Annotated in this window: 21 protein-coding genes; 18 read left to right on the forward strand and 3 right to left on the reverse strand. The window is 50.8% G+C overall.

From position 1 onward, the window contains the following. The 8 genes from ftsY to BZG76_RS11535 form a co-directional block, all read left to right on the forward strand. Positions 1–1,050 (forward strand): signal recognition particle-docking protein FtsY (gene ftsY, locus BZG76_RS11500; RefSeq protein WP_077461459.1); only part of this gene is annotated, 1,050 nt, incomplete at its 5' end. Positions 1,051–1,052: 2 nt separating this feature from the next. Beyond that, positions 1,053–1,721, forward strand: a complete 669-nt coding sequence (gene ftsE / locus BZG76_RS11505; RefSeq protein WP_077461460.1) for a cell division ATP-binding protein FtsE — start codon at positions 1,053–1,055, stop codon at positions 1,719–1,721. Continuing rightward, entirely contained in the window at positions 1,714–2,649 is a 936-nt protein-coding gene (gene ftsX, locus BZG76_RS11510) for a permease-like cell division protein FtsX (protein WP_077461461.1), read from the forward strand. Before ftsE ends, ftsX begins: the two co-directional genes overlap by 8 nt. Before the next feature lie 132 nt (positions 2,650–2,781). Then, positions 2,782–3,633 carry an RNA polymerase sigma factor RpoH gene (gene rpoH, locus BZG76_RS11515; RefSeq protein ID WP_394329765.1) on the forward strand — a complete coding sequence of 284 codons (852 nt, stop codon included), beginning with the start codon at positions 2,782–2,784 and terminating at the stop codon, positions 3,631–3,633. Between the two features lie 333 nt (positions 3,634–3,966). Then, the gene (gene glpE, locus BZG76_RS11520) at positions 3,967–4,305 is read left to right on the forward strand and encodes a thiosulfate sulfurtransferase GlpE (RefSeq protein ID WP_077461462.1); all 339 of its coding nucleotides are present in this window, start codon (positions 3,967–3,969) and stop codon (positions 4,303–4,305) included. A gap of 8 nt (positions 4,306–4,313) precedes the next feature. Next, on the forward strand, positions 4,314–5,144 hold the full coding sequence (glpG, locus tag BZG76_RS11525; protein WP_077461463.1) for a rhomboid family intramembrane serine protease GlpG: 831 nt from the start codon (positions 4,314–4,316) through the stop codon (positions 5,142–5,144). A gap of 253 nt (positions 5,145–5,397) precedes the next feature. After that, positions 5,398–6,759 carry a glycerol-3-phosphate transporter gene (gene glpT, locus BZG76_RS11530; protein WP_077461464.1) on the forward strand — a complete coding sequence of 454 codons (1,362 nt, stop codon included), beginning with the start codon at positions 5,398–5,400 and terminating at the stop codon, positions 6,757–6,759. Positions 6,760–6,845: 86 nt separating this feature from the next. Beyond that, positions 6,846–7,640, forward strand: a complete 795-nt coding sequence (locus tag BZG76_RS11535) for a DeoR/GlpR family transcriptional regulator (protein WP_077461465.1) — start codon at positions 6,846–6,848, stop codon at positions 7,638–7,640. Here BZG76_RS11535 and BZG76_RS11540 read toward each other — a convergent pair whose 3' ends face one another. Further along, positions 7,641–8,063, reverse strand: a complete 423-nt coding sequence (locus BZG76_RS11540) for a flagellar basal body-associated protein FliL (protein ID WP_077461466.1) — start codon at positions 8,061–8,063, stop codon at positions 7,641–7,643. A gap of 157 nt (positions 8,064–8,220) precedes the next feature. On the opposite strand from BZG76_RS11540, the gene BZG76_RS11545 reads away from it, so the two are divergent. After that, a complete protein-coding gene (locus BZG76_RS11545; RefSeq protein WP_077461467.1) occupies positions 8,221–8,763 on the forward strand; it encodes a chorismate lyase in 543 nt (180 codons plus the stop codon). Continuing rightward, complete coding sequence (ubiA, locus tag BZG76_RS11550) at positions 8,760–9,614, forward strand: 4-hydroxybenzoate octaprenyltransferase (RefSeq protein ID WP_077461468.1); 855 nt, start codon at positions 8,760–8,762, stop codon at positions 9,612–9,614. Before BZG76_RS11545 ends, ubiA begins: the two co-directional genes overlap by 4 nt. Positions 9,615–9,789: 175 nt before the next feature. Here the strand turns inward: ubiA and plsB are convergent, their stop codons facing one another. Continuing rightward, entirely contained in the window at positions 9,790–12,240 is a 2,451-nt protein-coding gene (plsB, locus tag BZG76_RS11555; protein ID WP_077461469.1) for a glycerol-3-phosphate 1-O-acyltransferase PlsB, read from the reverse strand. Positions 12,241–12,453: 213 nt separating this feature from the next. Here plsB and lexA point away from each other — a divergent pair, with 213 nt between their 5' ends. The 6 genes from lexA (at position 12,454) to BZG76_RS11585 (ending at position 18,373) form a co-directional block, all read left to right on the forward strand. Next, positions 12,454–13,080 (forward strand): transcriptional repressor LexA, encoded by a 627-nt coding sequence (gene lexA, locus BZG76_RS11560; RefSeq protein WP_077461470.1) that lies wholly within the window; start codon positions 12,454–12,456, stop codon positions 13,078–13,080. 121 nt (positions 13,081–13,201) lie between these two features. Beyond that, positions 13,202–13,996, forward strand: a complete 795-nt coding sequence (locus BZG76_RS11565; protein WP_025744362.1) for a class I SAM-dependent methyltransferase — start codon at positions 13,202–13,204, stop codon at positions 13,994–13,996. A gap of 256 nt (positions 13,997–14,252) precedes the next feature. After that, positions 14,253–15,368, forward strand: coding sequence for a cytochrome c oxidase subunit II (gene coxB, locus BZG76_RS11570; RefSeq protein ID WP_077461471.1), 1,116 nt, complete (start codon positions 14,253–14,255; stop codon positions 15,366–15,368). Positions 15,369–15,377: 9 nt separating this feature from the next. Beyond that, on the forward strand, positions 15,378–16,979 hold the full coding sequence (ctaD, locus tag BZG76_RS11575; protein WP_077461472.1) for a cytochrome c oxidase subunit I: 1,602 nt from the start codon (positions 15,378–15,380) through the stop codon (positions 16,977–16,979). Next, entirely contained in the window at positions 16,969–17,496 is a 528-nt protein-coding gene (locus tag BZG76_RS11580) for a cytochrome c oxidase assembly protein (protein WP_077461473.1), read from the forward strand. The genes ctaD and BZG76_RS11580 overlap by 11 nt, the downstream gene beginning before the upstream one ends. Before the next feature lie 10 nt (positions 17,497–17,506). Beyond that, on the forward strand, positions 17,507–18,373 hold the full coding sequence (locus BZG76_RS11585) for a cytochrome c oxidase subunit 3 (RefSeq protein WP_236719577.1): 867 nt from the start codon (positions 17,507–17,509) through the stop codon (positions 18,371–18,373). A 1-nt stretch (position 18,374) separates the two neighbouring features. On the opposite strand, the gene BZG76_RS11590 is transcribed toward BZG76_RS11585, so the two are convergent. Then, complete coding sequence (locus BZG76_RS11590) at positions 18,375–18,581, reverse strand: DUF2909 domain-containing protein (protein WP_077461475.1); 207 nt, start codon at positions 18,579–18,581, stop codon at positions 18,375–18,377. A gap of 45 nt (positions 18,582–18,626) precedes the next feature. Between BZG76_RS11590 and BZG76_RS11595 the strand changes: the two genes are divergently transcribed. Together BZG76_RS11595 and BZG76_RS11600 are read left to right on the forward strand one after the other, a co-directional pair. After that, positions 18,627–19,334 (forward strand): SURF1 family protein, encoded by a 708-nt coding sequence (locus tag BZG76_RS11595; RefSeq protein ID WP_158011343.1) that lies wholly within the window; start codon positions 18,627–18,629, stop codon positions 19,332–19,334. After that, positions 19,331–19,852, forward strand: coding sequence for a hypothetical protein (locus tag BZG76_RS11600; protein ID WP_077461477.1), 522 nt, complete (start codon positions 19,331–19,333; stop codon positions 19,850–19,852). Before BZG76_RS11595 ends, BZG76_RS11600 begins: the two co-directional genes overlap by 4 nt. Position 19,853: the final 1 nt, after the last annotated feature.

Raw genomic sequence — 19,853 nt, forward strand, 5'->3', positions numbered from 1 at the left:
GAGCCAGAGCCAGAGCCAGAGCCAGAGCCAGAGCCAGAGCCAGAGCCAGAGCCAGAGCCAGAGCCAGAGCCAGAGCCAGAGCCAGAGCCAGAGCCAGAGTCAGAGCCAGCGGTGCGCGAAAAACCGCAACGTGAAGGCTTCTTTGCGCGGTTAAAACGTGGCCTGCAAAAAACCAAAACCAACCTCGGCTCCGGCTTCTTTAGCTTGTTTAGCGGCAAGAAAATCGATGAAGAGCTATTTGAAGAGCTTGAGGAACAGTTGCTGATCTCTGATGTAGGGATGGAAGCCACGACCAAAATCATTGATAACCTCACCGATAAGGCCAGCCGTCGCGATCTCAAAGATGGTGAAGCCCTGTACGGCATTCTCAAACAAGAAATGGCGCACATGCTGGAAAGCGTTGAGCAACCCTTGGTGCTGACGGATCAAAAGCCTTATGTGATCTTGATGGTTGGCGTTAATGGCGTGGGTAAAACGACCACGATCGGCAAAATGGCACGCCAATTTCAGGATCAAGGCAAATCGGTCATGTTAGCCGCCGGTGACACCTTCCGTGCTGCCGCCGTTGAACAACTGCAAGCTTGGGGTGAGCGTAACCACGTGCCCGTGATTGCCCAGCATACCGGCGCTGATAGCGCGTCTGTGCTTTATGATGCGATTGAAGCGGCCAAAGCACGAAATGTCGATGTGGTGATTGCCGATACCGCCGGACGCTTGCAAAACAAAGCCAACTTGATGGAAGAGCTACGCAAAATTGTCCGTGTGATGCAAAAACTGGACGTAGGTGCCCCGCACGAAGTGATGCTTACCCTTGATGCAGGCACCGGGCAAAATGCGATCAGTCAGGCCAAGTTATTTAATGAGATAGCACCGATCACCGGTATTACCCTCACTAAATTAGATGGCACCGCAAAAGGCGGGGTGATTTTTGCGGTGGCTGAACAATTTAATATTCCGATTCGCTATATTGGTGTCGGTGAAGGCATTGAAGATTTACGCACCTTTAACGCCAATGACTTTATCGAGGCGCTGTTTAGCCGGGAGGAATAACCGTGATCCAGTTTCAGCAAGTCAGCAAAGCCTATCGCGGGGGACGTCAGGCCTTACAAAAGGTTAATTTTGAATTGCCTAAAGGCGACATGGCCCTGCTCACGGGTCATTCAGGCGCAGGGAAGAGCACCTTGTTGAAACTAATTTGTGCCATTGAGCGTCCCAGTGATGGACATATTTATTTCAACGGCCACGATATATCGCGCCTCCCGCGTCAAGATATTCCCTTTTTGCGTCGTCATTTAGGGATTATCTTTCAAGATCATAAACTGCTGATGGACGCGACCGTGTTCGAAAATGTCGCCTTGCCCTTACGGATTGAGCAGCAGTCAGACAATGAAATCAAAAAGCGGGTTTCAGCCGCGCTCGATAAAGTTGGTTTGCTTGATAAAGCGCGTTGTAACCCCATACAACTGTCCGGTGGTGAGCAACAGCGGGTAGGGATTGCGCGTGCGGTGGTCAATCGTCCCCAAGTGCTGTTGGCTGATGAGCCGACCGGAAATTTAGATGCGGCGTTGTCTGCGCAAATTATGGAATTATTCCGCTTATTCAATCAAGTCGGGGTGACCATCTTGATGGCAACTCATGACACCAGCCTGCYCGAACAATACAACCATTTACGGCGCTTTGACCTTCAACACGGAAGCTTAGCGGAGGTGGGGCATGGCTGAATCATTTATTCAGACCCAGCAACGTCACGCATTGACGGCTTGGCGTGATCTTTTTCAGCGTCCGATGGGTAATTTACTCACGCTGATGGTGTTGGCCGTTGCCTTGTCTTTGCCGGCGACCTTCTATTTGCTAGCTAAAAATGTGGTCGCGGTAAGTGCGCATTGGCAAAGCCCAGCAGAGATCAATGTTTTCTTGTCGCCGACACAATCTGAGCAACAGGGACAGGCGCTGGCGGACACACTGAAAACGTGGCCAGGTATTGATAGCGTCACCTATGTGTCACCGTCTGAAGGCATGACCGCGCTTAAAAAGCAGCGTGGCTTTCATCAAGCGGTCACTTTATTGGAGGACAATCCTCTTCCCAGCGTGATCGTGGTGGTTCCCAGGGGAGATGCTGACAATGACAGCACTCGGACACTGTCGGATCGCGCGAGTGGATTAGCAGAGCAATTAAGGCAACGGGATGAGGTCGCTGAAGTGCGGCTCGATACCGACTGGCTCGCGCGTCTTGATGCCATAAAGACCTTGGCGATGACGATGGCGTGGTTATTTTCTATTTTAATGCTGGCGGCTGTTGTTTTGCTGGTCGGGAATACGCTGCGCTTACAGGTCCTGCATCATCAACCCCGGATCCAGGTGATGAAAATGGTGGGCGCAACGGACAGTTTTATTTTGCGTCCCTATTTATACATGGGGGCTTGGCTGGGGAGTTTAGCCGCAGTCGTGGCCTGGATTCTCACTGCCATGAATACGTGGCTGATGGATGGTGCCGTCCACCAATTTGCACAGCTATATGACAAGCCCTTTACCCTCAGCGGACTGAGTTGGGATGAGTCTTTGCTATTATTGATGGGATCCGTTTTGCTTGGCGTAGGCGCTGCCTTGCTGGCGACGCGCCGTCACTTAAAAGAGATTGAACCTGTATAGGGGTAATACGGTCATAGAACAACGAGAGAGACATCAGGGCTTGCAGTTTTCCCCCGCTTGGGTATATTTTTGCATGCTTAATAGCAATTCGGTCTTCGACGATTCGGAAACGAGGTTTGAATGACAAAAGAGATGAACGCATTGGCACCGATTGTACAAGGTAACATCGATGGTTATCTGCAAGCGGTTAACAGCCACCCTATGCTCAGCGCGGAAGAGGAGCATTCGCTGGCCGAGCGTCTCCATTATCATGGTGATTTGGAGGCGGCAAAGTCGCTGATCTTATCTCACTTGCGTTTTGTTGTTCACATCGCCCGTGGATACACCGGATACGGCTTACCCATCGCGGATTTGGTTCAAGAAGGCAACATTGGCTTGATGAAGGCGGTCAAACGTTTCAACCCTGAAGTTGGCGTACGTCTGGTGTCATTTGCTGTCCATTGGATCAAAGCCGAAATTCACGAGTACGTATTACGTAACTGGCGTATCGTTAAAGTGGCAACGACCAAAGCGCAACGTAAGCTGTTTTTCAACTTACGTAAAAATAAGAAGCGCTTGGGTTGGTTTAATAACGACGAAGTGAATATGGTCGCGGAGCAACTTGGCGTTGAGGCGTCAGAAGTTCGTGAGATGGAAGCCCGTTTAGCGGCACAAGATCCGACCTTTGAAGCGCCCGCATCGGCAGACGATGAGCGTGAAAATGGCCCAATGGCGCCGGTTTACTACCTAGAGGACAAAAGCTCAGATATTGCCGAGTCTCTAGAGGCAGAAAACTGGGAAGCGCACGCTAATCGTCGCTTGGCGAATGCGTTATCAGGCTTGGATGAACGTAGTCAGCATATTGTTCGTGCTCGTTGGTTAGAGGACAATAAGGCAACGTTGCAAGACTTGGCAACGCATTATCAAGTCTCCGCAGAGCGTGTGCGACAACTAGAAAAAAATGCGATGAAGAAATTAAAGCAAGCCATTGGCGATGCGCTATAGCGCCTCCTGATCCTTGTATTGGTTTCGTGAAGAAAAACCGGCCCGTTGGCCGGTTTTTTTATGCCTGAAAACCAGGCGGTACTCATCACGATAGCAAGTTATGCACAGCTTATCCTGGATCCATACTATATGTAGTGGATCCTTAGCTACGATCATCGCTTATCAACGCAATTCACACCTTTGTCCACAAACGATCAAAAATCAAACAAAGCGAGTATTGCTAGGCAGGCGGGGTGAGACAAACTCAGGTACAATGCGGGTTCATCTCGAGGCGCACGCGATCCTCGTGTAACATCTGCTGGGAATAACTTTGTGAGTGGAGAGGTATAAGGTATGGATCAGTTCGCACATATCTCTGTGACCGATGCGTGGGAAATGCTGAACGATGATCAGCAAAATGCAGTATTAGTGGATATTCGTGATCCTCAAACCTTTCAGGTCGCGCATCCTCAAGAGGCCTATCACCTTACCAACGACACGCTGGTAGCGTTTATGGATCAGGTCGATTTTGATCAACCCGTCTTGGTGATGTGTTATCACGGGATCAGTAGCCAAGGGGCGGCACAGTATTTGATCAATCAAGGCTTCGATACGGTTTATAGTGTCGATGGTGGGTTTGAAGCCTGGCATCGACAGTCACTGCCGACCGCATCAGGGATCGATATAAAATAGGACAGCCCATGCAAAAAATCGCGGTATTGCCCAATGCGCGCTTGGCACAAGCTTTTATCGATTACGCGGCCGCGCATGATGTTAGCCTTGAGCTCGCGCCAGAGCCAGACGCACACGTTGCGGTTTGGTTGATTAATGACGACGACAAAGCATGGGTCGACAACGAGCTTGAACGTTTTATTGCCGATCCAACACATAGTCGTTATCAAGCGGCGTCTTGGCAAGTTGCCGAGACGCGCCAAGCACGCTTTCACTACCCCTCAGCCCGATTATGGCAAACGGTCAAAGAGAAATCTGGCCCGGTTACCTTGAGTATCATGTTTATCTGTGTGGCCTTGTTTACGCTGATGACCCTCGGCGGCTTTGATATGGTGGTGCGTCGTCTGCTGTTTCCTGCAGACAGCAGCCAACAATGGCAATTATGGCGTTTATTCAGCCATGCGCTGCTGCATTTGTCTGCCTTACACATCACCTTTAATCTGTTGTGGTGGTGGGTACTTGGAGGTCGAATTGAGCGTCTCGATAGTAGCAGTAAGCTGGTGCAGATCTTTCTCTTTGCCGCACTTTTCTCAGGCTTAGGCCAATATTGGTTAGACGGCCCGTATTTTGGTGGGCTTTCCGGCGTGGTTTATGCGCTATTGGGCTATTTATGGTGGCTAACTTGGTTGGCTCCTGAGCGTGGATTAACCATCGAAAAACCCTATGTGATCTTTATGCTGGCATGGCTTGTGATTGGATTTTTCCAGCCTATGGGCATGAATATCGCCAATATGGCGCATTTATTTGGCTTAATCATCGGTTGTGTCCTGGGTTTATGGGACGCAAAACGCCACGCTTGACTATCCGCTAACCCCTCGTTCATCGACAGATACCACTGTGCCCTAAAAAAAGAGCAATGAATTGCTCTTTTTTTGTTCGAACGCATGCCTTTTTTGCGTCAGATCTATGTTTTTATGTTCGCTTTCACGGTTTTGGTTTTCATTTTGAGTAATTATTCCATTTGTTGAGCGAAATCGAAATTTTAGTTGCTCACTTGTTTGATTTTTATCTTTTTAATTAATCCATCGCGTACATCTTACTGAGGACCCTCCCATGTTTGGAATCTTCCGGCCGGCAGCTCACCGGCAAAGATTGCCAGAGTCACAGATCGGTGACACTTATACCCGACTGCGCTGGCAATTATTTTTTGGTATTTTTATCGGCTATGCCGGTTATTATCTGGTGCGTAAAAACTTTAGCTTGGCGATGCCGTTTCTGATTGATGAATATGGCTTTAGTCGCGGCGATCTAGGTGTCGCATTGGCGGCGGTATCCATCGCTTATGGTTTATCCAAGTTCCTCATGGGCAGCGTGTCTGATCGCTCAAACCCAAGATATTTCTTAAGTGCCGGTCTGTTAATGTCATCACTGGTGATGTTCAGCTTTGGCTTTTTGCCATGGACGACAAGCAGTATTGCCATCATGTTTGTGCTGCTGTTTATCAATGGCTGGGTGCAAGGTATGGGCTGGCCGGCTTGTGGACGCACCATGGTGCACTGGTGGTCACGGAAAGAGCGTGGTGAGCTAGTCTCCGTCTGGAACGTTGCCCATAACATTGGTGGCGGACTGATTGGTCCTTTGTTCTTACTGGGTTTATGGCTGTTTAACGACGACTGGCGCGCTTCTTTCTATGTGCCGGCATTCTTTGCTGCGTTGGTCGCTGTCTTTATCTGGTTTACCTTGCGAGATACCCCACAATCGTGTGGCCTGCCGCCGATTGAAGAGTACAAAGACGATTATCCGGATAACTACGACGAAGAAGCATTTGAAAAAGAAATGTCTGCCAAAGACATCTTTGTCACCTACGTGATGAAAAACCGTCTGTTGTGGTATATCGCGATTGCCAATGCCTTTGTTTACTTGATTCGCTATGGCGTGCTCGATTGGGCGCCGGTTTACCTGGATGAAGCCAAAGGCTTTACCGTGGATAAATCGTCTTGGGCCTACTTCTTGTATGAATGGGCCGGTATCCCAGGCACACTGTTGTGCGGTTGGATGTCCGATAAGTTCTTTAAAGGGGCTCGTGCGCCAGCTGGGGTGCTATTTATGGTGCTGGTGACGGTCGCTGTGTTGGTGTATTGGTTTAACCCCGCCGGCAACCCAGGCATTGATATGGTGGCACTGGTTGCGATTGGCTTCTTAATTTATGGCCCCGTGATGCTCATTGGTCTGTATGCCTTGGAGCTTGCACCGAAAAAAGCGGCGGGTACCGCGGCAGGACTAACCGGACTATTTGGTTACCTAGGTGGCGCGGTTGTCGCGAACATTGCTCTGGGTTATACCGTGGATCACTTTGGCTGGGACGGTGGCTTTATGCTGCTCACCGGTGGCTGTGGCTTGGCCATCTTCTTCTTGTGCCTTGCGTGGGTGGGAGAGCATCGTGTGCGCCGTGACGCGGTTGTGCACGCTGCCTAAATGATCTGTCTTGGCATCGCCTAGTGGCTATGCGTAAACTAGGAAGCCCTCGTGATCGCGGGGGCTTTTTTGTAAGGGGAGATGCAGTGAAGCAAAACAAACGTCATCAGCAAATCATTGATCTGGTTAAATCACAAGGATACGTGAGCACGGAAGACTTGGTTGAGCGCTTCAATGTCAGCCCACAAACGATTCGACGTGATCTCAATGAATTGGCAGCAGAAAATCAAATTCGCCGCCATCACGGTGGTGCCACCGTGCCCTCCAGCTCTGAAAACACCGCGTATGCGACCCGCAAAGTATTGCAACAACAGGAAAAAGACACCATCGCTCAGGCGCTGGTGCAGCATATTCCCGACGGCGCAACGCTATTTATTGATATTGGGACCACCCCAGAGGCGGTGGCGCGCGCATTGCTGGATCATCATAACTTACGGGTAGTCACCAATAACCTCAATGCGGCGGCGATCTTAATGCCGAAACAGGATTTTACGGTGATTATTGCCGGTGGCGAGGTACGCAATCGTGATGGTGGGATTGTGGGAGAGGCCACGCTCGATTTTGTCTCTCAGTTTCGACTCGACTTTGGCATCTTGGGGATCAGTGGTATTGACGATGATGGGTCATTACTGGACTTTGACTATCATGAGGTGCGGGTTAAAAAAGCCATTTTAGACAATAGCCGCTGTGTGATGTTGGCCGCTGACCATACTAAATTTGGCCGTAATGCGATGGTGAACTTGGGCAATATTACCCAACTGGATATGGTCTTTACCGATGTCACTCCGCCCGCGCAAATTCAGGAGATGTTAGCGGCACAAGGCAGCCACCTAGAGGTGATCAGCCATGCCGTCTCTGAGGATATGCCATCAGTTGGGTGATTACTGATAGAGGTACTTGGTAAATAAAAGGTCGGCCAGCATTCTGCGATTGGTTTCGGCAAGAAGAAGCGCGTTGACCTTTTCTAGGCATGCTTTGCGAATCGCTTCGCGTCCCGACAGCGATTTAATTTTGCTCGCGGTCTGTTGCGCCAAGGTTTCTATGATGACATCGCGGATCAGCGGCGAGTGGTATTCCAGCTCGCTGACCCACTTAGGATCATCGACCATCAATTCAACTTTCACCTTGATAAAACCGAGCTGCGGGCCTTCGGTGACATAATTGGTGGTAATTTCAGGCTCTAAGGAAAAGTAACTGTACTTTGCTTGGTTGCCGTTACTGCCTTCTTCTTGTGCCTGGACGGCGGTACTGACCCATAACAACAGGCTCAGCAGTACCATCAATAGGGGTTGTCGTTTACTCATAGCCACCCAAAAATTCGGTTGATGATGTGATAGGAGTAGGCCGTGCGCATTCTCCAATCGCGGTCAGCCTGATACAATTACCCGCCGAGTATAGCAACATTGTCCGCCTCATAGGGGGACGGACAGGCGAATTTTGCGCGATGTGGCACAGGAAATAATGTCAGACTTAAATCATACCTATCTAGAGGCGCTGCAACAGGCACGCTGGGAGCGACCCGATATTGCGGCGTTAAAGCGCACCGCAAAAGGCAGCTGGTTGTTAGAATCACACTCCATGACGGCACGACTCAAACGCCACTGTCAGGATTTCGATGTCGACGTGCTCCAGGTCTATCAACTGACGCCGGACAAATTGACCGATCATGAAACCGCTTTGATTGGCCCAGAGGCCTGTGTGGTACGGGAAGTCGTCCTCAAAGGTGACGGACAAGCTTGGCTCTGTGCGCGAACGCTAATGCCGGCTTCTACCTTAGAGGGACAGGGTGGTCACTTACATGCGCTGGGGACCGAACCACTGGGTCAGCATGTGTTTAAACAGCGGGCCTCTCGCCGCGATGCGATTGAAACCGCGCATGTCTCTTGCTTGTCACACCAGCTTTATGCCCGTCGCTCACGTCTTTGGCTCCATAATCGACCCATGTTAGTGGCCGAACTCTTTTTGCCTCACTCGCCCTTATATGGCAAGGAGGCGCCTGCATGAGCACGAAATTGGCTGCTTATGGCCAGCTTGCACGTTTAGACCGTCCCATTGGCACTTTATTATTACTCTGGCCAACATTATGGGCGTTATTTTTAGCCGCCGATGGCATGCCGGCGTTGCTGACCCTGGTCGTCTTTGTGCTCGGGGTGTATATGATGCGTGCTGCCGGCTGCGTGATTAACGATTATGCGGATCGCCACTTTGATGGTCACGTCAAACGCACCAAAGCGCGCCCTTTGCCCTCAGGGCGGATTGGCGAGAAAGAAGCGCTTGGTTTCTTTATTGCGCTAGTGTTAGGCGCATTTTTATTGGTATTAACCCAAAATACGCTCACCATTCAGCTCTCGTTTGTTGGGGTGGCGCTGGCGTTTATTTACCCGTTTATGAAGCGCTATACCCATCTTCCCCAGCTGGTGTTGGGGCTGGCGTTCAGCTGGGCGATCCCGATGGCGTTTGCCGCGGCACAAGGGGCACTCCCTCCGGTGATTTGGCTGCTATTTATGGCCAATATTTGCTGGACTATTGCTTACGACACCTTGTACGCCATGGTGGACCGCGATGATGATCTAAAGATTGGGATTAAATCGACCGCCATCTTGTTCGGACGTTGGGATAAAGCCGCGGTTGGTGTATTGCAGTTATTGACGCTTGCGCTATTGATGCTCGCCGGGCAATGGCTAGAGCTGGCGGCCGGTTACCAATGGAGCCTATTAGCGGCCTTTGCACTATTTGTTTATCAACACTATCTTGCCCGTGAACGGGAACGCATGGCATGTTTTCAGGCTTTTTTAAACAATAACTATGTCGGTTTAGTGGTATTCATTGGTGTTTTGGCCGGTATTTACGGTTAATGTTGTCGCTCTTATCATCAACAACGAGACACTAAAAAGGCGCTTCTGAATGAAGCGCCTTTTTTTAAGTATCTAACTGTTTATGGCCATCAAAGCTTTTTAATCAATATCTTATGTTAACCAAGAGCTTATGAAAACCACGAGCTTGTGGGCACCACAAGCTGACGGTACCCTGTTAGCTATCATCACGCTGGCTTTCATTCAGCGGTTGATTTAGCACGGCTTGAATTGTTAATTGCACTTCTGGTGAGATCAAACCACAGACAAAGTCATTTAAGGCCTGGATGCGCTCAGCATTGGCTTTGGCATCATCGTCTAAATAGCCTTGCTCGCGCAGGGTATCGATGAAGATGGTAAAGACTTGTTTATCGAAAAACTCAGGCGCATTGATACCATGCAAACGGCTGAGTCGTTGCGCTAACATTTGGCTGTGTTTTTCCAAATCGCGCTTATCAATGTGTGGCTGATGGGTGAACAAGGTCAAGGTAATGGCATAGCGCTGCAGGGTTTCGGCAATGGTACGGCCGAGTAATTGTAGCTCGCCGAGCTTGGCATTATTCATGGTGACTTTGTCGCCCTCACAGCACAACAAGGACTGCGCATGCATGGCATGTAAGAGTGCATCAAAGTAGCTGTCGAGTCCGGCATCATCAAAGCTCATAAAGAGTTCTGCTTTGAGCAAGGGATACAACTGCTGCACACAAGCCCGCAAGCCGGATTGACTGATGGTTTGGTGGGTTACCAGGATTTGTGCAATCAGTGATGGCAGTGCCACTAGGTGGATCACATTATTGCGATAGTAAGTCATTAAGATGGCTTGCTGGCGATCAAGCGAAATGACTTCACCCATGGTGTCTTTCTCGACCACCAGTTTATTTAACGACAACGCATGCTCGACCAATTCTACCGGCGAGGCTTGTGGGACACTGCTACTGGTGGAATATGGGGCCTGAGTCAGTAGGCCTTGATATACCGCAAGCTGTGCTTCTAAGGCTTCTCGGCTCAGGGCTCGTTGGCGCGAGGCGAGCAGCGCGGTCGCACAGAGGTTCAGCGCATTGGTCGCGGCGGCATCGTTGATATGGGTCATGACCTTGGTCGCTAACTCACTCACCACTGGGTTCATCCAAGCCGGCTTTTGAGGCTCCATTGGATCAATATAATCATGCCAATCTGGCACTTTCTCATTGAGGTGTTGATTGAGCGCAATCGGCTCACCGAAGTTGACATAGCCAAGGCCATAATTGCGCAACTTACGCACGATCCCGAGTACCTGACCAAAGCTCTCTTTTTCTTTACGCTGGCCCTGTAGCTCTTTGGCATAAGTGTTCACTTCCATCACATGCTCGTAGCCGATATAGACAGGCACTAAGGTGATAGGACGCTGTTGCCCGCGCAGCATGGCTTGCAAGGTCATCGATAACATCCCCGTTTTGGCCGACAGTAAGCGACCAGTGCGCGAGCGCCCGCCTTCAGCGAAATATTCGACCGAATAACCGCGGGCAAACAACTCGGCCAAGTATTCACGAAAAACGGTGGAATATAAGCGATTTCCTTTAAAACTGCGGCGAATAAAAAAGGCGCCACCGCGACGGAAGAGCGGCCCGGCAGGGAAGAAGTTGAGGTTGACGCCCGCGGCAATATGCGGCGGCACTAAGCCTTCTTTATACAGTACGTAAGAGAGCAGCAAGTAATCCATGTGCGAGCGATGGCAAGGCACATAGACAATCTCGTGACCATCTTGCGCCAGCTGGCGAACCCGTTCGGCATTGTTAACATGAAGGCCTTGATACAGTTTATTCCAAAGCCAGGTTAGAATGCGGTCGCTGTATCGAATCAAACGATACGAAAAGTTTGCCGCAATCTCTTCCATCATGTCGACGGCTTCTTTACGAACTTTTTCAACTGACACATCACGGCTTTGTGCTTCATCGTGGACGACTTTGTCGATGGCCTTTGACGCCAGTAGGCGTTTGAAGAGCAAAGCACGATTAGGTAAGCGTGGGCCTGAAGCCGCGAGTTTTTGCCGCGAAAAGTGGATCATTGCCACTCGCGCCAGTTTATGGGCGATCGCCTGATCGGTGCCGTGTTTATCCGCCATATAGCGCAAGGATACCGCTTGGCTTAACCGCACCATGCCATCACGGCCACGCGTAAGGATGGTCCAGAATTTTTCTGGCCCATTCATTGCGTGCAGCGTTGCTTGGTGGCGTTGTGTTTCGTTACCCGGATCGCGTTGCCACAACACGGAAGCGGGAACCAGCTGGAGATCCAATTCACTATCTTGACGATGTAAGCGCAGCAGATCTTGAAAATGTGCTAAGGAGCGTTTGGGCAAGTCTTGATCCGCGGAAAAGACCTTACGACCGTGACTAATAAAGACATAGCGCGGCAGTGTGGTATCGCCAATAATGAGGGGCTTTAATGGATCCGGTAATCCTTGACGTAAACAGGTTCGCCGTAGCGTTAATAAATCCGAATGAGACTGAAACGGCAACACGTACACAATAGGACGTGCGAGAGACAGGTTTAGCTGCTCGACCGGTTCAGAGGGGATACATTGGGTTTTTACCCAGGCAGAAAGCGGCAAATTCAATAGCTTGTAATAAATCTTTTGCCAGAGCGCCATGATTGTCAGTGCCTCAAATTCAAAATGCGCGCCAAGGATAGCAGAAAATGGCTGCGAACTTGCAACCAAAGGCAGAGAATTGACGCGAGATTGCGCGCGTTTGAATCGGCTATCGACAATGAGATCCGCTTCTCGTGTCTATAATTAGTCCTTTTCAAGCCGTATGTTACTGGATATACTCACAGTTAACTGTATAAAAAGACAGGTAAGAGCATGAAGCCGTTAACCGCGAGACAGCAACAAATCTTCGAGCTGATTAAAACCCATATTGAAGACACAGGGATGCCCCCAACACGTGCCGAAATCGCCCGTCAGCTGGGGTTTCGCTCCGCGAACGCTGCCGAAGAGCATTTGAAAGCGTTGGCGCGCAAAGGCGTACTCGAGATTATTCCCGGGGCATCACGCGGTATTCGCTTAATGAGCGAAGAGGAAGTGGTGACGCCTGATGACCAGGGCTTGCCTTTAATTGGCCGTGTCGCGGCGGGTGAGCCCATCTTGGCACAAGAGCATGTTGAGAGCCTCTATCAGGTCGATCCAGCCTTGTTTAAGCCAAGTGCCGACTTTTTACTGCGAGTTAGCGGTATGAGCATGAAAGATATTGGCATTCTTGACGGTGACTTACTGGCGGTGCACAAAACACAAGACGTACATAATGGCCAAGTGGTCGTCGCGCGAGTGGATGACGATGTCACCGTCAAACGGCTAGAGAAGAAAGGGTCGAATGTTGTTCTTCATGCTGAAAACGATGAATTTATGCCGATCTCGGTGGATTTAACTGCACAATCACTGACGATTGAAGGTGTTGCTGTTGGTGTGATTCGCAATACCGACTGGATGTGATTTCCCACGTTGGCGGACATTGATGTCCGCCAATGGAATGCGGTTAAAAAAACATCTTTGCATTTCTCTACATTTAAACGATAATTATTATCATCCTTGATTATCGTGTGTGGAGGTGTCCGTGCGTACGCAACAGCATTCTGTTCCCAGTAAGCTATTTAAGCCCATGTGGCTGCGCAGTCGTGAGAGCCTGACTGACAATGGCGTGATCTATGACCCCATGGCGGCCGCCGCATGTCAAGGGTGTGTCATGCAGCCCGAATGTGATTGGCACAATCTCGATCAAACCCAGCTTCTTTATGCCACGCTCACTAGCCAGTGTGATGCCATTGTTAAACAGTTTCTTGCTCAGCATCCCACGGCATGGATCATTAATGTTGGTGGTGGGTTAGATACCCGCTTTTATCGACTGGATAACGGCCGTTGTCGTTGGTTAGAAGTCGATGTTGACGAAACCTTGTTATGGCGAGAGCGTTTATTCCACACCAGTGAGCGTTTCCGGATGGTGCAAGGGTCGGTCAAACAGCTTGATTGGCTGGCGCAACTGGCGGTCCCTGCGGGTCATCCGACCATGTTAATTTGCGATCAAGCCTTACTTGAGTGCACCAACCAAGAAATTTCTGCATTTTGCCAGCATATTAGTCGCTATTTTCCGCAAGTTGAGGCCTGTTTAGTCTTAGCGGGAGATAAGTGCCATAGCCGGATCGGCCAGAAACTGGGGTGTGAATCTTATCAACATGGTTTTGCCGATCCGCGTATGGCGATCATTCAAGCCTTGCCCTGGGCCTGTCGGGTTGAAGAACACTCCCCACTTGATAAACCTTGCCCAAGGTGGCGTTTTTGGCAGCGCGCACTGGCGGCAATGCCGCGTTATCGTCTGCGTTTTACCCCGATGGTGTTGCATATTGAGATCTAGCGCGGCGCGGATGCCGCCTTTCGCTTTTCAGTCTGTGCTTAGCCTCACGATCTTTCTTTGTCTGTTTTTTGTCCTTTGGGCAAACCTCTCCTAGATTGAATGTAAACAAAACGTTAATTTTTGTGATCGTATGTATCGCGTTGTTTCCTTAACCTTTGCTTAAGCTGCGTGGGTTTAAGCAAAGGTGCAATGCATTCATGCCTGCGGGCAGGAGGGGGCCGTGTCGAGCTACCATAAACCAATACTGGCATCGGGAATGGCTTTGCTGCCTGGGCAAGTGCAGGCTGCCGAACGTGAAGGGTGGAACCTGACTCAAGGGGTCACGGCCATCAGTCAGCAGGTGTATGACCTGCATATGACGATTTTCTACATTTGCGTGGCGATAGGGGTATTGGTGTTTGGCGTAATGTTTTGGGCCATTATCCGCCATCGTAAATCCAAAGGCGCCAAGCCTGCTTCGTTTCATGAAAGTACCAAGGTAGAAATTGCGTGGACGCTCGTACCGTTTCTCATTTTGGTGGGTATGGCGATCCCCGCCACCCAAGTGCTACTCGATATGGAAGATACCACCAAGCCTGATTTAACCGTTCAAGTGACTGGCTCACAATGGAAGTGGCATTACCGCTACTTTGATCACGATGTTGCCTTTTTCTCCTTGCTTGCCTCTAGCCCTGAACAGATCCGCAACGAAAGACAAAAACGCGATAACTATTTGTTAGAAGTCGACCAACCCTTGGTGTTACCGGTGGGACGCAAGGTGCGCTTTTTGATCACGTCGCAAGATGTGATTCATTCTTGGTGGGTACCGGCCTTCGCGGTGAAAAAGGATGCCAACCCTGGGTTTATCAATGAGGCTTGGACCAAAATCGACAAACCCGGCATTTATCGTGGGCAGTGTGCCGAGCTGTGCGGTAAAGACCACGGTTTTATGCCAATTGTGGTGATCGCCAAGCCGCAAGAAGAATTTGATGCTTGGGTGCAAAAAACCGCACTCACTCAGCAACAAGCTCGCGAAGAAGAGCAACGCTTATTGGGGATGGAAATGCCGATGGATGAACTGATGGCGCTGGGCAAACAAGTCTATGACAGCCGCTGCGGCATGTGCCATCAAAGTGAAGGGCAAGGCATGCCTGGCGTATTCCCAGCGTTAGCGGATGCTGAGATTGCGACGCAACCAAATCGATTGGTCGATCATATCGATATTGTCGTCAGCGGCAAAGCCGGCACCGCCATGCAAGCGTTTGGACCGCAATTGTCACTCAAAGAGTTAGCAGCGGTAGTGACGTACGAGCGCAATGCGTGGGGCAATGACACCGGCGAGACGGTACAAGCCGCTCAGGTTAACGCGGTGATGTCGGGCGAAGAGCTTTAGGAGCGCACTATGACAGATACAACGCCAGAATCCGTTCATGACGACCACCACCATAAACCGCGCGGCATCATGCGCTGGGTGCTGACCACTAATCACAAAGACATCGGCTCCATGTATCTGATTTTCAGCTTCACCATGTTTTTGCTGGGGGGCGCGATGGCAATGGTGATCCGTGCGGAATTATTCCAGCCCGGCCTGCAACTGATAGAGCCCAACTTTTTTAATCAAATGACTACGGTTCATGGTTTGATTATGGTGTTTGGCGCGGTCATGCCTGCCTTTACTGGGCTCGCTAACTGGATGGTGCCGATGATGATAGGGGCGCCGGATATGGCGCTACCACGGATGAATAACTGGAGCTTTTGGATTCTGCCGTTTGCGTTTCTATTATTGATCGGCTCGTTATTTATGGAAGGTGGCGGCCCCAACTTTGGCTGGACCTTCTACGCGCCACTGTCGACTACCTATAGCCCCGATAGCACCGGCTTATTTGTGTTTGCCCTACATATTATGGGGATCAGCTCCATTATGGGGGCGATCAATGTGATTGTGACAATTATCAATATGCGCGCGCCTGGCATGACCTATATGAAAATGCCGCTGTTTGTCTGGACCTGGCTGATAACCGCCTTTTTGCTGATTGCGGTGATGCCGGTATTAGCGGGAGCAGCGACCATGGTGCTGACCGATAAATACTTTGGCACCAGCTTTTTTGATGCGGCGGGGGGCGGTGATCCGGTTTTGTTCCAGCACATTTTCTGGTTCTTTGGTCACCCAGAAGTTTACATCATGATTTTGCCCAGTTTTGGCATTATCTCGGCCATCGTGCCGGCGTTCTCACGCAAACGGCTATTTGGTTACAGCTCCATGGTGTATGCCACCGCCTCGATTGCAGGATTAAGCTTTCTGGTATGGGCACATCATATGTTCACTACCGGAATGCCGGTGTTTGCCGAGCTGTTTTTCATGTTCTGTACCATGCTGATCTCGGTGCCGACTGGGGTCAAAGTGTTTAACTGGGTGGCGACCATGTGGCGAGGCTCGCTAACGTTTGAAGTGCCGATGCTGTTTGCGATTGCATTTATCGTCTTATTTACCATTGGCGGGTTTTCTGGGCTAATGTTGGCGATCACACCGGCTGATTTTCAGTACCACGACACCTACTTTGTGGTGGCGCACTTTCACTATGTTTTAGTCTCAGGGGCGGTGTTCTCGATCATGGCAGCCGCCTATTACTGGCTGCCTAAATGGACTGGGCATATGTTTAATGAAACCCTGGCACAGTGGCATTTTTGGTGCTCAGTGATTTCCGTCAATATTCTTTTTTTTCCGATGCATTTTCTCGGCCTCGCAGGCATGCCACGCCGGATCCCCGATTATGCCCTGCAGTTTGCCGACGTGAACGCCATTGTCAGCATTGGTGGCTTTGCCTTTGGTCTGTCGCAACTCATCTTTTTAGCCGTCGTCATTAAATGCGCGCGTGGTGGCGAGCCTGCTGCCGCTAAACCTTGGGAGGGGGCCGAAGGTCTGGAGTGGACCGTGCCATCGCCCGCGCCTTACCACACCTTTGAGACACCGCCGGATCTGGAGGAGGCGCGCTATGGTCACTAAATCAACGCGCTCCGCTCGTCGTCTACTGTTGCTCGCCGTGGGTATGTTTGGTTTTGCCTTTGCCTTAGTTCCGCTCTACGACGTGTTTTGCGACGTGACGGGCATTAATGGCAAAACGGATACCGAGGCGGCCGCATCCAGTGCTGGCATTAACCAAGATCGCTTGGTGACCATTGAATTTATTGCCTACACCAATCCGGGGATGCGTTGGACATTTGAGCCCCAAGTCAACCAGATGCAAGTGCACCCTGGTGCGACTCACACGATTAATTATCTCGCAACGAATAACGCACGCTATGACACCATTGGTCAAGCCGTACCCTCGGTCTCACCGGGGATAGCCGCGCAATACTTTAACAAGATTGAATGCTTTTGTTTTAACCGGCAGCCATTGCCACGTGGCGAGGACGCGGCGTGGCCCCTGGTGTTTTATGTGGATCCTGAGCTGCCGGATGACATTAACCATTTAACGCTGGCCTATACGCTGTTTGATGTCACCGCCAGTGCCAAGGAATAAGGAGGCGATCATGGCGACGCCTGAACGTTACTACGTCCCAGCTGCCAGTATATGGCCGATTGTCGGTGCGCTGGCGCTGTTTTTAATTGCGGCAGGGGCCGGTGCCACGGTAGGCGGCTTGTTTGGGGGATACGGCCCTTGGTTGTTGCTTGCGGGCACCGTACTGATTGTGGTGATGCTGACCGGCTGGTTTCGCGATGTGATCCGCGAATCCATGCAAGGCCTCTACTCGGCTCAAATGGACCGTTCTTTTCGCCAAGGAATGAGCTGGTTTATTTTCTCTGAGGTGATGTTTTTTGGTGCCTTCTTTGGTGCGCTCTTTTACGCCCGCTTTATCGCCGTACCTTGGCTAGGCGGGGCCAGCAATAATGCGATGACCGCGGCGGTATTGTGGCCGGATTTTGTTGCCCAGTGGCCACTGACTGTCACACCGGGCGGGATAGAAACCACGGCAATGCCCGCGATGGGACTGCCCTTGCTTAACACGCTGATCCTCCTGACCTCGTCGGTCACGCTCCATATTGCCCATACTGCGATTGAAAAAAACCAACGCGGACGGCTGAAGGGATTTTTACTGGCGACCGTCTTACTTGGGGCGGTGTTTATGTTCTTTCAAGGCGAAGAGTATGTGCATGCCTATCAAGAAATGAACTTGCGCCTCGATTCAGGCGTGTATGGCAACACCTTCTACTTACTGACGGGCTTCCATGGTTTACACGTGACCTTGGGAACCGTAATGCTCTTGGTTATTTGGTTGCGCGTGATGCGTGGACATTTTAGTCCTGAGCATCACTTTGGCTTTCAAGCCAGTGCGTGGTATTGGCACTTTGTCGATGTGGTGTGGCTGTGCTTGTTTGTGTTGGTTTACATTCTTTAACTCAGTATGGGCGCGGATTGGGGGCAACCCAGCCCATGGAGAGCGCAATCAGCAATAACACGAAGACAATCACGGAAAACAGCACCCGGCGACCGAGATAACGGGATAAAGGCACTGAATTATCGCCTTTTAATAACACGGGCAAGGCACGAAAGAGGTTAAACAAAATAAAAACCAGTAAACAAATCAGAATGGCTTTGATCAACATAAGCGCTCCTTCGCGCAATGGGTAAGTATGAAACAAGGACGACGAATGGGATTTCTGATATTGACTGTGGTTGTGGTCTTGCTGCTCGTCAAGTTAAGCCATTGGCAATGGACGCGTGGCGCGCAAAAAGCCCAACATCTGGCACGGTTTGACGCCAACCAAACACCACAATCACTCACAGGCTCGGTGCAAAAAGGGCAATACCTGGTGATCGATGGCCAGTTTCGCCCCGAGTTCGCCGTGTGGCTCGACAATCAGATCCACCAAGGCCGCGTAGGCTATCGCCTTTTTCTTCCTTTTATTCCAAGCCAGCAGCCATCGCAGTGGTGGTTAGTTGAATTGGGCTGGATGGCCGCGCCTGCGCTTCGTGCATTGCCGGACGTTCCCACGTTAGCATCGCGCTATCAGCTGTTCGGATTTGCTGACACACCGTCAAAGCGCGTTGTGCTTAAGCAACAGACGGAAACGCAAATCTGGCCGGTGCGGGTACAACGCATTGATTTACCCACATTGCAGGCACGACTACCCGCGCTAGAGGTGCAGTGGCTGATACGGGCAGAAAAACTGGTGGATGTGACAGCGCCGAGCCGGGATGCTTTGGCGCAAGCAGGGGTGAGGCCGGTGTGGCAGCCAGTGGTGATGCCGCCGACGAAGCACTATGGCTATGCCTTGCAATGGGCACTGATGGCTCTCGCAGTCGGTATCGGTGCGGGCATATGGTGGCACAAAACACAAAGGAAGGAGTGCGAATGAAAGGACGCATGCTTGTCGTGGCATTGATAGGGATCTTTATACTGCCGGTGGTGGTGGCCAAATTAGTGCTCGAGCAAAGTTGGTACCAAAAAGGCGTCACCAATTACGGCCAGTTTCTTGCTGAGCCAGCGACCTTGACTTGGTTACCCGAGCAAGGGCAGTGGCGGTTGATTTATCGGGTGCCAGAACAGTGTGACTTGGTGTGTGAGCAAGCCCTTTTTCAGTTAACGCAAATTCCTATTGCGGTGGGTAAAGAGCGCGATCGCGTCACTAGCGTGGCCCTGACAAGTACTGCACCGAAAGCGCCGGAGGTACTGACATGGCAAACTTTGACGACCGAGCAGGCGCAGGCATGGCAGCAGCAAGCATTTGATAAAAATACTATTTATCTTAGCGATCCGATGAACAATGTGGTGCTGGCCTATCCAGTCAGTGATGATAACACCCAGTGGATTGCGCAAGGCAAAGGCTTATTGCGCGATCTTAAGCGGCTCCTCAAATTGTCTAAGGTAGGCTAAT

Source organism: Salinivibrio sp. AR647, from assembly GCF_001995415.1.
Lineage (GTDB): Bacteria > Pseudomonadota > Gammaproteobacteria > Enterobacterales > Vibrionaceae > Salinivibrio > Salinivibrio costicola.

What these genes read in the sequence shown, in the direction of transcription:
- ftsX (WP_077461461.1), top strand. Translation starts at nt 1,714, where the DNA reads ATGGCTGAATCATTTATTCAGACCCAGCAACGTCACGCATTGACGGCT.
- rpoH (WP_394329765.1), top strand. Translation starts at nt 2,782, where the DNA reads ATGAACGCATTGGCACCGATTGTACAAGGTAACATCGATGGTTATCTG.
- glpE (WP_077461462.1), top strand. Translation starts at nt 3,967, where the DNA reads ATGGATCAGTTCGCACATATCTCTGTGACCGATGCGTGGGAAATGCTG.
- glpG (WP_077461463.1), top strand. Translation starts at nt 4,314, where the DNA reads ATGCAAAAAATCGCGGTATTGCCCAATGCGCGCTTGGCACAAGCTTTT.
- glpT (WP_077461464.1), top strand. Translation starts at nt 5,398, where the DNA reads ATGTTTGGAATCTTCCGGCCGGCAGCTCACCGGCAAAGATTGCCAGAG.
- BZG76_RS11540 (WP_077461466.1), bottom strand. Translation starts at nt 8,063, where the DNA reads ATGAGTAAACGACAACCCCTATTGATGGTACTGCTGAGCCTGTTGTTA.
- BZG76_RS11545 (WP_077461467.1), top strand. Translation starts at nt 8,221, where the DNA reads ATGTCAGACTTAAATCATACCTATCTAGAGGCGCTGCAACAGGCACGC.
- ubiA (WP_077461468.1), top strand. Translation starts at nt 8,760, where the DNA reads ATGAGCACGAAATTGGCTGCTTATGGCCAGCTTGCACGTTTAGACCGT.
- plsB (WP_077461469.1), bottom strand. Translation starts at nt 12,240, where the DNA reads ATGGCGCTCTGGCAAAAGATTTATTACAAGCTATTGAATTTGCCGCTT.
- lexA (WP_077461470.1), top strand. Translation starts at nt 12,454, where the DNA reads ATGAAGCCGTTAACCGCGAGACAGCAACAAATCTTCGAGCTGATTAAA.
- coxB (WP_077461471.1), top strand. Translation starts at nt 14,253, where the DNA reads ATGGCTTTGCTGCCTGGGCAAGTGCAGGCTGCCGAACGTGAAGGGTGG.
- ctaD (WP_077461472.1), top strand. Translation starts at nt 15,378, where the DNA reads ATGACAGATACAACGCCAGAATCCGTTCATGACGACCACCACCATAAA.
- BZG76_RS11580 (WP_077461473.1), top strand. Translation starts at nt 16,969, where the DNA reads ATGGTCACTAAATCAACGCGCTCCGCTCGTCGTCTACTGTTGCTCGCC.
- BZG76_RS11585 (WP_236719577.1), top strand. Translation starts at nt 17,507, where the DNA reads ATGGCGACGCCTGAACGTTACTACGTCCCAGCTGCCAGTATATGGCCG.
- BZG76_RS11590 (WP_077461475.1), bottom strand. Translation starts at nt 18,581, where the DNA reads ATGTTGATCAAAGCCATTCTGATTTGTTTACTGGTTTTTATTTTGTTT.
- BZG76_RS11595 (WP_158011343.1), top strand. Translation starts at nt 18,627, where the DNA reads ATGGGATTTCTGATATTGACTGTGGTTGTGGTCTTGCTGCTCGTCAAG.
- BZG76_RS11600 (WP_077461477.1), top strand. Translation starts at nt 19,331, where the DNA reads ATGAAAGGACGCATGCTTGTCGTGGCATTGATAGGGATCTTTATACTG.